13 protein-coding genes are annotated in these 13,340 nt (G+C 43.6%); 11 read left to right on the forward strand and 2 right to left on the reverse strand.

The genetic code is table 11. From position 1 onward, the window contains the following. Window position 1: 1 nt before the first annotated feature. The 11 genes from SNE25_RS04610 (at window position 2) to SNE25_RS04660 (ending at window position 10,716) form a co-directional block, all read left to right on the forward strand. On the forward strand, window positions 2-316 hold the full coding sequence (locus SNE25_RS04610) for a DUF4133 domain-containing protein (protein ID WP_321563917.1): 315 nt from the start codon (window positions 2-4) through the stop codon (window positions 314-316). A 2-nt stretch (window positions 317-318) separates the two neighbouring features. Next, window positions 319-2,772 carry a TraG family conjugative transposon ATPase gene (locus tag SNE25_RS04615; RefSeq protein ID WP_321563918.1) on the forward strand — a complete coding sequence of 818 codons (2,454 nt, stop codon included), beginning with the start codon at window positions 319-321 and terminating at the stop codon, window positions 2,770-2,772. Window positions 2,773-2,786: 14 nt separating this feature from the next. After that, the gene (locus SNE25_RS04620; protein ID WP_321563919.1) at window positions 2,787-3,158 is read left to right on the forward strand and encodes a hypothetical protein; all 372 of its coding nucleotides are present in this window, start codon (window positions 2,787-2,789) and stop codon (window positions 3,156-3,158) included. 52 nt (window positions 3,159-3,210) lie between these two features. Next, window positions 3,211-3,885, forward strand: coding sequence for a conjugal transfer protein TraI (locus SNE25_RS04625; protein ID WP_321563920.1), 675 nt, complete (start codon window positions 3,211-3,213; stop codon window positions 3,883-3,885). 46 nt (window positions 3,886-3,931) lie between these two features. Continuing rightward, window positions 3,932-4,564: a hypothetical protein gene (locus tag SNE25_RS04630; RefSeq protein ID WP_321563921.1), complete on the forward strand. Its 633-nt coding sequence runs from the start codon at window positions 3,932-3,934 to the stop codon at window positions 4,562-4,564. Between the two features lie 6 nt (window positions 4,565-4,570). Further along, window positions 4,571-5,218, forward strand: a complete 648-nt coding sequence (locus SNE25_RS04635) for a TerB family tellurite resistance protein (protein WP_321563922.1) — start codon at window positions 4,571-4,573, stop codon at window positions 5,216-5,218. Window positions 5,219-5,227: 9 nt separating this feature from the next. Further along, complete coding sequence (gene traJ / locus SNE25_RS04640) at window positions 5,228-6,424, forward strand: conjugative transposon protein TraJ (protein WP_321563923.1); 1,197 nt, start codon at window positions 5,228-5,230, stop codon at window positions 6,422-6,424. Window positions 6,425-6,446: 22 nt separating this feature from the next. Next, window positions 6,447-7,064: a conjugative transposon protein TraK gene (gene traK, locus SNE25_RS04645; protein ID WP_321563924.1), complete on the forward strand. Its 618-nt coding sequence runs from the start codon at window positions 6,447-6,449 to the stop codon at window positions 7,062-7,064. Window positions 7,065-7,414: 350 nt separating this feature from the next. Then, a complete protein-coding gene (gene traM, locus SNE25_RS04650) occupies window positions 7,415-8,515 on the forward strand; it encodes a conjugative transposon protein TraM (protein ID WP_321563925.1) in 1,101 nt (366 codons plus the stop codon). A gap of 4 nt (window positions 8,516-8,519) precedes the next feature. Further along, window positions 8,520-9,545 (forward strand): hypothetical protein, encoded by a 1,026-nt coding sequence (locus SNE25_RS04655; protein WP_321563926.1) that lies wholly within the window; start codon window positions 8,520-8,522, stop codon window positions 9,543-9,545. A 13-nt stretch (window positions 9,546-9,558) separates the two neighbouring features. After that, on the forward strand, window positions 9,559-10,716 hold the full coding sequence (locus tag SNE25_RS04660) for a hypothetical protein (RefSeq protein WP_321563927.1): 1,158 nt from the start codon (window positions 9,559-9,561) through the stop codon (window positions 10,714-10,716). 384 nt (window positions 10,717-11,100) lie between these two features. Here the strand turns inward: SNE25_RS04660 and SNE25_RS04665 are convergent, their stop codons facing one another. Both SNE25_RS04665 and SNE25_RS04670 read right to left on the reverse strand, forming a co-directional pair. After that, window positions 11,101-12,399 carry a hypothetical protein gene (locus SNE25_RS04665; RefSeq protein WP_321563928.1) on the reverse strand — a complete coding sequence of 433 codons (1,299 nt, stop codon included), beginning with the start codon at window positions 12,397-12,399 and terminating at the stop codon, window positions 11,101-11,103. 10 nt (window positions 12,400-12,409) lie between these two features. Continuing rightward, window positions 12,410-13,339, reverse strand: coding sequence for an abortive infection family protein (locus SNE25_RS04670; protein ID WP_321563929.1), 930 nt, complete (start codon window positions 13,337-13,339; stop codon window positions 12,410-12,412). Between the last annotated feature and the right edge of the window lies 1 nt (window position 13,340).

The following is a 13,340-nucleotide window of genomic DNA, read 5'->3' on the forward strand; positions in this document are numbered from 1 at the left end:
TATGCCAGTTTATCAAATCAATAAAGGAATTAACAAGCCAATTGAATTTAAGGGATTAAAAGCCCAATACATCGGTTACCTCGCTGGGGGGTTGGTCGGCTTACTGGTATTATTCGCTGTGCTCTATATAGTTGGTTTGCCGGTATATATCTGCCTGCTCGTTATCGGCGCTCTGGGATCCTTGCTGTTTCTGCAAGTCTACAAGTTAAGTCATAAATACGGTCAATACGGACTGATGAAACGGAGCGCGCGAAACTATCTGCCCGCCTTTTTAAAATTTAAGTCCCGCAAATTATTCACTTCATTAAAGCGCTAATTATGTCATTATTCAATAGTGCGGAAAAGATCTTTCCGATTTATAAGGTCGAGCATGATTGCATGGTATCTGTTCAAGGGGACCTTACGGTTGCCTTTCGCGTCCAAATGCCTGAGATATTTACGCTTTCGGAGGAAGAGTATGAGACTTATCATCAATCCTGGGTGAGGGCAATTAAGGTACTCCCTAAAAACAGTATATTGCATAAGCAGGATAAATATCTTAAAAACAATTATAACGGTGCTGAAGGTCTAACACAAAACTTCCTGACCACGGCGGCGGACCGTCATTTTAAAGGAAGGTCCTATCTTGATCATACCTGTTATTTGATGCTTACTCAAAAGGCGGCGGACCGTAAACAGGCGAATAGTGCTTTTTCAGGTATCATGCGTAAAACAATCGTTCCGAAGCAGACCACGGACGTGAAAATGCTTCCGGAATTTTTGGAAAAAGTAGGACAGTTTGAACGTATTCTTTGCGACAGCCGGCTCATAGGTTTGACCCGGTTGAAGGATGATGAACTTTCCGGTACTGCGCAACGACCCGGTATATTAGAACAGTATTGCTTTCTGCAATCAGCAACCGATTTGCCGATGCTCAAAGACATTCATCTGAAAGACCGGTTACAAATCGGCGATCAGCATGCGCAGTTGTTTACGCTTGGAGATGCAGAGGACCTGCCTGCTTTTTGCGGCAGCAGGATGACCTATGATAAGTATAGTACTGATAAAACCAAGTTTCCCATGGGTTTTACCACCCAGCTCAATTTATTGCTGGAGTGCAATCATATTTATAATCAATACTTGTTCATCGGGGATACGGGAAAAATCCTGAAAGCCCTTGAGGCGAAAAAGCTCCGCCTTCAATCCTTATCGGCTTACAGCCGTGAAAATAGTATTGGTCGGGATGCCACAAATGACTTCCTCAACGAAGCTATTAGCCAGCAGCGTCTTCCGGTCAAGGCCCATTTTAATGTATTAGCCTGGACCGATCAGCGAGAAGAATTACAAAATATCAAAAACCTGGTAGGTTCGGCAATGGCTCAGATCGGGGCCAGTAGCAAGCATGAGTCCGATGGAGCCGCGCAGATCTGGTGGGCTGGTATCCCAGGTAACGCTGCAGATTTTCCGGTTAATGATACGTTCGATACCTTCTTAGAACAGGGAACTTGCTTTTTAAACCTGGAAAGTAATTATCGCAGCGATCCGCCACCTGAAGGAATACGCTTTTGTGACAGGTTGACCGGCAAACCGGTGTTTGTTGACCTCTTTGATGCGCCAAGGAAAGCTGGTATTACCTCTAATATGGGCATGCTGGTTTGCGGAACTTCGGGGGGAGGTAAAAGTATGACGGTTAATCACATTCTACGAACCTTATATGATCAGGGCGCGCATTGCGTAACGGTAGACATCGGCGGGAGTTATAAAGGCCTCTGCGAGTTGGTGGGGGGTTATTACTTTACGTATGATGAACATACGCCTATACGTTTTAATCCCTTTTATCTGCCGGACGGGCAAGGTTTGGATACGGAAAAAAAAGAAAGCCTTAAGGCCCTACTGGTGACGCTTTGGAAGCAGGAAAATGAAAGTTTTATGCGCAGTGAATACGTGGCTTTATCGAACGCTTTACAGGGTTATTATCAGCACCTTGAAAAACACAACTCCATATTTCCCTGCTTTGATAGCTTTTACAATTATCTGCAGGACTATTATGTAGATATATTGAAGGGGCAGCGCGTGAAAGATAAGGATTTTGATATCGACAATTTTCTGTACGTCCTGCGACCATACTATCAGGGAGGTGAATTCGATTACCTGCTTAATGCAAAAGACAACTTGAACTTGCTGGAGCAGCGTTTTGTCGTCATAGAACTGGATTCCATTAAAGACCATCCGATTTTATTTCCGGTGGTCACCCTAATCGTTATGGAATTATTTCTTTCCAAGATGCGAAAGCTAAAAGGGGTCAGGAAAGTACTGACTATAGACGAGGCTTGGAAGGCGATAGCAAATTCCGGCATGGCTGGATTCATACAGTATGCCTTTAAAACGATGCGGAAATTCAATGGCGTGCCGAATGTTGTAACGCAGGAGTTGGATGACCTAGTTAGCTCACCCATTATTAAAGACGCAATCATCAACAACGCGAGCATTCAGATTCTGATGGATATGCGCACATTCATGAACAAGTTTGACAAGCTGCAGGATACATTGGGAATGTCCGACAAAGGCAAGGCGCAGGTTCTATCCGTGAATAAAGACAACCGTGAAATCTATATCAGCCTTGGTGGCCAGGTAATGAAAGTTTATAAAAACGAGCTTTCACCGGAAGAATACTATGCCTATACGACGGAAGGTAAGGAACGTGTCATGGTACAGGATTATGCAGCCAAATATGGCAGTGTAGAAAAAGGAATCGCCGTACTCGTGCGTGAAAAGCAAATGATCACTAAATAATTAAACACATATATATGAAACCATCAGCATTATTAATCATCAGCGGTATTGCATTACTAATAACAGGGTGCACAAACCTTGCAGACAAAGCCGTTTCAGGCGTCTATGTTACTACCTCAAAAAATGAATATACAATTCTCAGTGATACGCTCATTATTGAGGCGTATAACCTGACGGCAGGGACTTATCATATAGAAAAAAGGTCAGGCTACAATTTGATCAGAGGAGGTAAAGTCCTACCCAGGCAATTTAGCCAGAAAAGGTGGACTGCCACATTTGACAAAGAAAAGCAGGTTCTTTCTGAATCAGCGCTAGGCAAGCAAATCTATGTAAATACATCTGCTGGCACTGTTTCATCGGGGGCTACCTACGAAAAAATAAAATAATGTTAAATGATATCATGTAAATGATCTGCTGAACGGCGGATCCGGAGGAGCTATGAAAAATTTTAAACTGATGTTAATATTGAGTTTGGCAGTCTTCCTTAAACCAGTCAAGGTGAATGCGCAATTTGTCGCTGCGGAAGTTATCAAGCTAACAGTCAAAAAAGTCATAAAAGCAATTGACCTAAAGGTGCAGCGCATCCAAAACCAGACCATTTGGCTACAGAACGCACAAAAAGTGCTGGAAAACGAGTTATCTAAATTCAGGCTTACTGAAATTTCAGGATGGACAAGTGAGCAACAAATGTTATTTGGCACTTATTACGATGAATTGTGGAAGGTAAAATCAACTATTACTTACTACCAGCGAATCAAGCAACTTACGCTGGAGCAAATGGCGGTGATTAAAGAATATCAGCAAGCCTGGGCGTTACTCAAGCAGGATAGGCATTTTAATTCTGGTGAAATCAGTCACATGGCGTCCGTCTACAATGGAATACTTGTAGCGAGTGCTAAAAACCTGGACGAGGTCTTAAATGTGCTTAGCGCCAATACTACCCAAATGACGGATGAGCAAAGGCTTGAAGAAATTAACCGGGCAGGTGACCGGCTTGAAGAGAATTACAATGATATGCGCCGTTTCAACACAGAAAATGAAATTTTAAGTCTTCGTCGCAGTAAGGATTTGGCCGACACTAAAACAACCAAGCGCCTGTATGGAATCAATTAGCAATAAAATGATTTTCCCAGCAGGGTCCCGGAATCCATCACACAAAATGTTTGCATTAGGATTTGTGATCATCATTGGCTGCTTCTTTGGTTCGCCATGCCAGGCACAAACCTTTTCCGAATGGTTCCGCCAGGGCAGTACGCAAAAAAAATACCTTCTTCAGCAAATAGCGGCATTGGAAGTTTACAGGACCTATGTTAAGGAGGGTTACCAGATCGCCCACAGCAGACTTAGTTCAATCTCGGGCTACTTGAATACCGAAAACACCTTGCATGGCAACTATTATCATCGGTTAGATTTTGCCAGCGGTGCGGTTAAGAAAAATTACCAAGTCAGGGAAATTCTTGACTGGCAAAAAGACATTTTAAAAATATTAAAAGGCATAAACCAGATCGCGGGATTGACTTCCGCAGAAAAGGGCTATTTATTAAAAGTCAGAAAAGAAATATTAAAGGATTGCGATTACCAGATAGACATGCTTGATACAACGATATCGGACGGACAAGCAAAAATGAGTGATGCAGAAAGGATCATCCTGATCGCTAATATCCATCATGAAATGCTGGAAAATTACCGGTTTACCGCAGGATTTATCGCCCAGGCTAAAGTTTTCGGACAACAACGCCTTAAGGAATCTCAGGACTTGCGGACAAGCCAACAACTATACGGATTAAACTAATTTATTATGGAAGCAACACATTATAAAATATTAATAGGAGTACTGATGTGTGTATCGGTATTTCAACCCATCCCATCCCGGGCGCAATCGCAGGAACTACAGCAACTTTTGCTTGATATAGAGAAGCTAACGCAAATGAAAAGTATTCTGGCAGATATGAAAACCGGTTATCAAATTTATCAACAAGGTTATGGTACGATATCGTCCTTATCAAAAGCGAATTTCGAATTGCATGATGTATATCTCACCGGGCTGCTGGCAATCAGTCCAACAGTACGGAAGTATGGGCGAATAGCTGCTATTATTTCCATGCAAGCCAGTTTAGTAAGTGAATATAAAAGCAAGCTGGGGTTATTCCGGCGAAGCCGGACTTTCTCCATTAATGAGCTTGACTATATGAGTAGTGTTTATAGTCGCTTAGCTTCCGAAACGTTGAATGATGCTGAAAACCTGACCCATATCCTTACAGCAGGTGAATTACGCATGTCGGATGCGGACAGGATTAAAAGTATAGACCGAATCTACAGCAGCGGTTTTGACCGGCTGCAATTTCTCAGATCATTCAACAATCAAGGTATCGTATTATCTCTTCAACGTACCAAGGAGGTAAATGACAACCAAAATCTCAAACGACTTTATGGTATAAACCAATAATTCAAGCTTATGAAAAACAAATGGATAATCTCTGCTGTAATGGCAGTGACAGGGATACTTTTTCCCTTATTTTCCCGAGCGGAAGGCCTATCTGAGAACATCGAGGGATTACAGGGCACATTAAACGGGGTTTATAATGACATGCTACCCATGTGCGGACAGTTGATAGGAATTGGACAGGGCATAGCAGGTTTTGGGGCCCTATGGTATATCGCCGCCCGGGTGTACAGGCAAATCGCGAGTGCGGAGGCAATAGATTTTTATCCGCTCATGAGGCCTTTTGGCTTAGGCCTGGCTATCTTATTATTCCCTACTGTGATCTCTGTAATTAATGGCATCATGCAGCCGACAGTTAACGCGACAGCAGGAATGGTCAAAAACTCAGATGCGGCAATAGCCCAACTTTTAAAAGCAAAGGAAGCTGCGATTGAGAAGACTGACACATGGCAAATGTATGAGGGTGCCGGTGGCGATGGTGATCGTCAAAAATGGTATAAGTATACACATCCTAACGATCCAACGGGTGAAAGCGAGGGTATTCTGGAAAGTGTTGGCAATGAAGTGAAATTTGCAATGGCAAAAGCATCCTATACCTTCAGAAATACTGTGAAGCAATGGATGTCCGAAATCCTTCAAGTATGTTATGAAGCAGCGGCTTTATGTATAAATACTATTAGGACCTTTTACCTGATTGTATTAGCGATTCTTGGGCCTTTAGTCTTTGGTCTCTCAGTTTTTGACGGTTTTCAACATACACTTACCTCCTGGTTGGCAAAATATCTGAATGTGTTTTTATGGCTGCCAGTAGCTAACATCTTTGGTGCAATTATCGGCAAGGTCCAGGAAAATATGCTAAAACTTGATATTTCTCAAGTTCAAAATGCCGGAGATACATTCTTTAGTTCAACGGATACGGCTTACCTGATTTTCCTGATCATTGGAATAATCGGCTATTTCACCGTTCCCAGTGTCGCGAATTATATTGTTAATGCCGGGGGCGGCCATGGACTTCTTCAAAAGGTAAATACAATGGTGATCAATACCGGGAATTCTACAATGTCTGCAGGATCTTCCACCGGTGGCAGAATACAGCAGGGTGCCGCCAATCTGGTTAACGCTCCACGTGATTTCATGAGCGGGTATAATGGTGCCGGTAACATTGGTAATGCAGCAAGCTATGAGGAGAAAAAACTTAACAGAAATTAATCATCATTATAATCAAAACATTATGTTTAGTCATCTTAAAAATATCGATACTGCCTTTAAGCATATTCGTCAGTTCAGCTTATTTCTGATCATCGGAAACGTGATAACCATGTGCTTTTGTATCTATAAAAGCACCCAAGCGGTTAACCTCGCGCAAAGCCGCATTCACATTTTATATAACGGCAAACTGTTAGAAGCGTCTGCTACCGACCGTAAGTCCAATTTACCGGTTGAGCTAAGGGATCATATTAAATCATTCCATGAGTACTTTTTCAATTTAAGCCCGGATGATAAGGCAATCCAGGCTAATGTTGGAAAGGCGTTGTATCTGGCGGATGAATCGGCAAAACGTCAATATGATAATTTACGAGAGTCCGGTTATTTCAACAACCTGATATCTGCGAATATTTCTCAGGAGATCAAAATAGACAGTACGCGGCTTCAAGGTAATCAATGGCCCTATTTATTTACCTGCTACGCAACGGAAAAACTGGTGCGTTCCAGCGGAACAGTATACCGCAAACTCGTTACCCAGGGTGAGGTCAGGGACATCCAAATCCAGACGGATAATAATCCTCATGGTTTCCTGATTCAGCATTGGGAAATATTAGCCAATAGAGATTCCACTATTCAAAATTAATGCAATGGTCTTTAACAAAAATAAGAAGCAAATCGAAAACCCAGCTACCGACCGTGTTGCTAAGCAAATCGCTTCGCTAATCCTAAGGTGGCAACAGGAGATCTCGGTAAAAGCAAATAGGTGTATCAACCGACTAAGCCGCCGCCGTCAAAAAAAGATTTTGTGGCTTTTTTGCGCAACCTGGGCAATATTACTGACCGTCAGTGTCACCAGGATACCTATTAAGCAGGTCATTAGGAATTCGGTCGCAAACCTATTTCCGGTTCATATCGGACAAGCATCAAACACGCCCAAACGAGCTATTAAGAATTTAAAACAAACTGATTCATTAACCAATAAAAAATAAGGCTATGGAAAATCAACTACAAAGCGGCCAACCGCCGCAATACTCCCAAGAGTTTATAAAGAAACGAAGGTTTTATCTAGTTGTACCAATACTGGTTCTGCCATTTCTTACGATGGCGTTTTGGGCGCTTGACGGAGGAAAAGACGGAAGTAGCGCCGCGGCCGCAACACCTAAAAAGGGAATCGAACTGGCTCTGCCATCTGCCCAATTTAGAAATAGGGAAGCGATAGATAAGATGGACATTTACCAATCAGCGAAAAAAGACAGCTTACATACCGCTGAGGGGGTCAGCAAAGATTTTATGCATGCCATGGGCTTTAAACCGGAACGACCGGTTGATTCCTCGAAGATTAATTTAGGACATCCTCAAAGTCTGAGTAATCCAGCTGACCAACAATCGGCGAAGATTGAGGCTAAACTAGCGCAAATTAACCGTCAAATCAATCAGCCACAGCTTGCAACTTATAGGCAGTCGGATGCCAGCCCGGAGGTACAACGGCTTAACAAAATGATGCGTGCTATGAAAAATGGCAGCACAGAAGATCCGGAAATGAAACAGCTGAATGAAATGCTGACAAAAATTCAAGCTATTCAAAACCCACAATCGGTTAAATTAAAGCCAGAGCAAAAAACAAGTGACTCTGCATTTCGCGCGATCCCAGCTATTATTGATGGAAAGCAAAAGGTCATGAATGGGGGGACCGTCCGGCTGAAGCTTACCGATTCGGTATCGATAAATGGAATTAAGCTACCGAAAGGGCAATTATTGTATGGTGCCTGCCAGGTCACTAATCAAAGGTTATTGCTGAACATTCAAAATATTAGAATCGGCAAGGATATTCTGCCAACCAATTTAACCGTATTTAGCCTGGACGGGATGCCAGGAATTCCCGCCCCTGAAGCAGAACTCAGTGGTGCAGCTGGCGATGGGGCAAGCAATGCTGTTCAAAGTATGCAATTCCTGAGTATGGACGGAAATCTATCTGCGCAAGCCGCCGCTGGCGGTATTAATGCGGCTAAGGGGCTCTTAAGTAAGAAAGTTCACAAGGTCAAAGTAAAGTTGAAAGACGAGTTCCCGGTTTTGCTGAAGATCAATAAAAACTAATCTTATGAAACCGGAAAACCGCATACTGCAGGCATTCAGGACCTGGGATAGCCAAAAAGCTGAATTCCTACCATTGTTAAAGGTAGGCACTACAGATGAACGAACAATACTTCGGCTTCAGCTAGATCACTTTCGTCAAGCCAGACACCATTTGGGCGATACGGTTCGTCCGGATGAAAAGCCGTTCATGGTCTTATTGGAAAACAATATTGCAAAACTGGAAAAACAGATTTATCCCAATATTTTACTACGGTTGTTTTTACGGGCCAAGAATTATTTAATTGACGGTCCTGCCTACCTTGAGCATCAACGCCGTCAACGCACAGCCAATTTGGAAAACCTCAAAAACCAATTAAGTGCAAGCGGGCTTGGTTCAATAGTCGGCCGGCTTGAACAGCATTTAGATGTTGGCCGCAATCAGGTCCAGTTGCCGTTGGATTGCCACCTTACAGCGCATAAGCGGTTTAGCTTAGACCTGCATTTCGAGAGGGACGTTTATGGGAATTTCGAGTTAAGGAGGATTGATGGATTATTGGCTGAAAAGAGCCTGACAACGCGTGAGCACAAATTTGACATGGCAGAATGGCCGGATCTCAAGTCAAATCATGTTTTGAGCTTGTTAGAAGGCCGGGCAATAAAACAACAATTTATTGACGTACTAGGACATAAAAGTGAACGCTGGGTGGAACTAGGCGAAAATGGAGTAAAATATTATTCGCCAGACCACCCATTTGATGTAGCAGCAGCACTTGCCACGATGCCCAATATTACTCGCAATCGCGAGGAGTTAATCCGTTACCTGGAGAACGGGCAGCTGATTCCTACCCATTGGAAGCAAGACGGCCATTTTCAAAATATCTATGTCCAGGCTGACCCGGGAAACGGCATGATTAAAATATATAATTCACGCCAAAGGCCCATTACAGCAGAACAATTAAACCGCATCGCGTCGCAACTACATGTGAAGAAGCCACAGATTGTGATGCAAGCAGCACGCAAGGTTATTAAGAACGGGCAAAACGTAACTTAAAAATTTCAAGATCATGGAAAAGGCAATAAATTATTACGAATTGAAGCAGGAACTGACTACTGCAGGATTTCAGAATCCCAATGTAATCGATGATCTCCGTAAAGCCGTATTCAAGGAAAGAGATAATCAGCAATTGATTACTTGTGTCAATGATGTGGGATTCGATGTTGACCTCATGCGGGACGCACATGGCAGGCTAAGCTTTATTGGATATTCTGCCAGTCTTGGGACTGGTAATGTCAACTGGCAATTGCAGTCTTTTCAGCCGGATGTCTCTGTGACAGATGCTATGCTGCTATTGCGGGCCAGGGCAAGTCAAAGTCAAAGTCATGAAGATCTTTCTTTTATACCAATAGGAAAGTTAGAAACACAAAAACAAATCCATTTACTAAAATCAAATTTTATGAACACGCAAAATTTAGAATTTCTGAAAAAAAGCTTGCTGAACCTTGGGTTTGGCGATAAGCTTAATGACCAACTGGAAAAACAAATTAATCAAAAGACGCCGGACTTTATATTGGACGCGCGGCATGAATTTAACCAGAAAGCTGTGGATTACCAGCTGCACTTCAAGGCGGGCGAAAGCGACGGTATGTATTTCTTCAATAAGTTCGATGCTAAACTGAATAATGGCAAGGATAACGAAGTTAACCAAACCTTCTACATTAATAAAGGCAATGGTATTACTGCCAAAGAGGCATTTAACCTGATGGAGGGCCGGGCAGTCTACAAACAACTTTATAACAAGGACAGTGAGCCTTATAAAGCCTGGCTGCAGCTTGACCCCGATAATCTTAGCCAAAACGGTAATAAAGAGATCAAACGATTTAACGACAATTACGGCTTTGACCTGGAGGAAGTATTAACGGGTAAAGGAATTAAAGAGATGGAAAATGCCGAGAGCAAAGAAAATCTGCTTCGGTCCATAAGAAAAGGCAATCCGCAACAGATTACCGTTACCCGCGGTAAAGGAGAAGTCAAATACTTTGTTACTGCAAGTCCGCAATTTAAAACTGTTGACCTATATGATCACCAGATGAAGAAGATCAAACGCGAGGAGCTCCTAAAACCCGAACAAAAACCGGCCAATAGTCAAAAAAAAGACCAGCAGCAGAAGGAGGAGCTGCCCGAAAAAAAGCAACAATCGAGAAAACGTAAAATGACAGTTTAGATTGCATTAAAATTCAAGAGCCGAAAGGCTCTTTGAATTTTAAAGTGGTTTCAAGTTCACGTTCATCAATTGTTGCTAAATTACCATGATAAAGCCACAAAATTCCAAACTTCCGGTCAAACCTCTGGGGGTTAAAAATTTACTGTTAGTAAATTATTCAGATGTTGTCACAAGCAGTAGCCGACCAAGCCGGTGAACAAAAGGGCCTTATGTTTGATAATAAATAGTTATCCGTTGTTGATTTGTAATATAGAAATGTTTTACGATACAAAAAGGGCTACAATGACGACCTTATACGAGCAATTAGTAAAAAGTTTAATCGGTAGCGCAAATCAATGTTACATTTGAAGTTAGATATCAAATTGATTAATCCTGAAGTTAAATCTATAGTGTCATAGCGGCAATAATTTCCTTAATTGCATTTTGCGAATCATCTAAATTCCAATAATCAGTGTGACCACCGGGAAAAAACCATGGTGATTTTCTTTTGATAACAATGTCTTTAATCCCATTTCTGAATTTCCTTTGCATGGGGCCCCCAACATAATCACAAGAATAATAGATGTTGGTCCAGCGCGTGACCGCGAATAATGCACCGTGATTAAGCAGTTTGATCGTGCGCTTTTGACCTTCAATTTCAAAAGGCGGCCAGCATTTGTAGAGCATCGACTGGTCCTTTTCATCCTTGGCGGGCGGGCATACTGGCATTTCGCGCTGCCGGATCAGGTTCTCAAAGCTTTCGTTGGTGACCATAAAATAATCGGCTGCGTTGATCGCAGCACCAAGCGTGACAAAATCCGATATCAGCCATGGATTGCCATTGGCTTTCTGTTCGTCCCAGGCCGCAAATTGCAACGCCCGGAATTCGTCCAGGTTATGCTCGTCCACTTGGAATTTATCAAGCTGCTCCAGGAATGGCTGTTTGACCAACAGATGTGGTTTATAGATCGTATTGTATTCCGTCCACAGCAGGCGCATCAGGTCATAAGCCACCACCGTGCCAAGGCTATGCGCCACCACGATGATCCGGTCTACTTTTTCCGTTGACATGATGGTATGTAATTTCTGCAGGAATAAAATACCCTGCTGCCGGATACGGCTGCGCTCGCCAATATTATCAGGCTCCGGTGTAAAATAGCGTGCAGCATCGCCCGCGGAATTCAGGAAGACGCTTTTGGCAAAGGAACCGACTGCCGATAACAGAAACGGAAAGACAAACAAAGTGATCACTGGTGCCAAGATCCTTTTGAGCGTTGAAAGGTTATCTTTACTGGAGAGTACAATCACGACGGCCATGACGGCCGCGAATAAGATCCAGATTGTCCACCAAAGCTTTTGTAACCGGGGAGGTACCTTTTTTACGGGTGTAAATACCAGCCGCATGATCCAGGTCCACATCTCGCTGAATTTGGTATCCCGCATATTATGCGCCCAGTAAAATTCGTAAAAGTCCGTGATTGGCCGCTTGCGTGTACTGTCCATGCTCAGCCGCACTGTCTCATAAATGTCGCCGATGCTATCCGGCTTGCTTCGGACCGTCGAGCGTTTCTCATCTGGATCAGTCTGCTCCAACACCGCTTTGACACCCCGGACAAAACTACGTAAGGTTTCCATCGGGCGCTGTTCGCCCATGCCGTGGATCACAACCACCGCCTGCCTTTTAATTTCCTGTTGTAAAGCCATATTGTTTCTTTTAAAAGCCAGGTTCAGGTTCCACCAGCTCCGCCATTTCGCCATTGGTTTCCAGCAGTAATATAACTAGGTGTGACACCACGCCTACAAATAATTTGGCGAATTTGGTTTCCAGCCCCTTAAAGTCAGCGTCCTTGCCATGCCCCGTACCATAGCTGTTGCGTAGTTCGGCCACCCCCTGTACGATATTATTGATCCCGCTGAGGATGGTTAAGATCGCCGTTTCCGCCCTTTGTGCATCCTGGGCATGTTTCGGTTTAAAATCAAGGGTTCGTGTCGTCGTCCGCAATAATTGTGGCAGCGTCCAGTCCTTATCAATAGCGATGCCTTTTTGTTTCAGGATAGACTTGCAGGTAGTTTCCAACAGCTCCTTCGCCGTGCCGATGGCCGTTTCGGTATCCTTCAAAACCGCATCGTGCATGGTGTTGATCTTACCTTCGACATATTCGGTATTCAGATATTTCTTAATGTTTTGTTTGGTGGCCACGGCAATATAGCTGCCCGCACCCAGAGGGCGGATCTCGAAGACCGGCTTTCCGGAAATGTCCCCTGTTTGGACCACCTGGAAACCATCCGCAGCCAAGTGTTTGTTATAAATTCTGACCAGTGATCGCACTTCTTCCTCATCGCTCCTTGTGCGGGGGTGAAGGCTGAGCGCTAAGAATTTACCGTAAAGCTCGTCGTCGCAATGCAGAATATTGATCCGGGGATCACCCAGGTACCAATCCTCCGGCCAGTCATTATTATTGACCATATGCTGGTAAATGTCCCCATACGCGTCGCTGTACCTCGAATCTCTCGAAGGTAATTTTTTCAGGTCGAATAGCCGCGCCAGGAAGTCCGGCTCCGTAAGGCGGCCATGGTACCATAACCTGCCGATGGTTGTTTCATCTGCTATGCTTTGACGGCTGACGTCCGTGATCGTGTTCATG

The organism is Mucilaginibacter sabulilitoris, from assembly GCF_034262375.1.
Taxonomy (GTDB): Bacteria; Bacteroidota; Bacteroidia; order Sphingobacteriales; family Sphingobacteriaceae; genus Mucilaginibacter; species Mucilaginibacter sabulilitoris.

Bases quoted from the DNA above. Each gene is read 5' to 3' on its own strand.
- SNE25_RS04610 (WP_321563917.1), top strand. From the start codon at position 2: ATGCCAGTTTATCAAATCAATAAAGGAATTAACAAGCCAATTGAATTT.
- SNE25_RS04615 (WP_321563918.1), top strand. From the start codon at position 319: ATGTCATTATTCAATAGTGCGGAAAAGATCTTTCCGATTTATAAGGTC.
- SNE25_RS04620 (WP_321563919.1), top strand. From the start codon at position 2,787: ATGAAACCATCAGCATTATTAATCATCAGCGGTATTGCATTACTAATA.
- SNE25_RS04625 (WP_321563920.1), top strand. From the start codon at position 3,211: ATGAAAAATTTTAAACTGATGTTAATATTGAGTTTGGCAGTCTTCCTT.
- SNE25_RS04630 (WP_321563921.1), top strand. From the start codon at position 3,932: ATGTTTGCATTAGGATTTGTGATCATCATTGGCTGCTTCTTTGGTTCG.
- SNE25_RS04635 (WP_321563922.1), top strand. From the start codon at position 4,571: ATGGAAGCAACACATTATAAAATATTAATAGGAGTACTGATGTGTGTA.
- traJ (WP_321563923.1), top strand. From the start codon at position 5,228: ATGAAAAACAAATGGATAATCTCTGCTGTAATGGCAGTGACAGGGATA.
- traK (WP_321563924.1), top strand. From the start codon at position 6,447: ATGTTTAGTCATCTTAAAAATATCGATACTGCCTTTAAGCATATTCGT.
- traM (WP_321563925.1), top strand. From the start codon at position 7,415: ATGGAAAATCAACTACAAAGCGGCCAACCGCCGCAATACTCCCAAGAG.
- SNE25_RS04655 (WP_321563926.1), top strand. From the start codon at position 8,520: ATGAAACCGGAAAACCGCATACTGCAGGCATTCAGGACCTGGGATAGC.
- SNE25_RS04660 (WP_321563927.1), top strand. From the start codon at position 9,559: ATGGAAAAGGCAATAAATTATTACGAATTGAAGCAGGAACTGACTACT.
- SNE25_RS04665 (WP_321563928.1), bottom strand. From the start codon at position 12,399: ATGGCTTTACAACAGGAAATTAAAAGGCAGGCGGTGGTTGTGATCCAC.
- SNE25_RS04670 (WP_321563929.1), bottom strand. From the start codon at position 13,339: ATGAACACGATCACGGACGTCAGCCGTCAAAGCATAGCAGATGAAACA.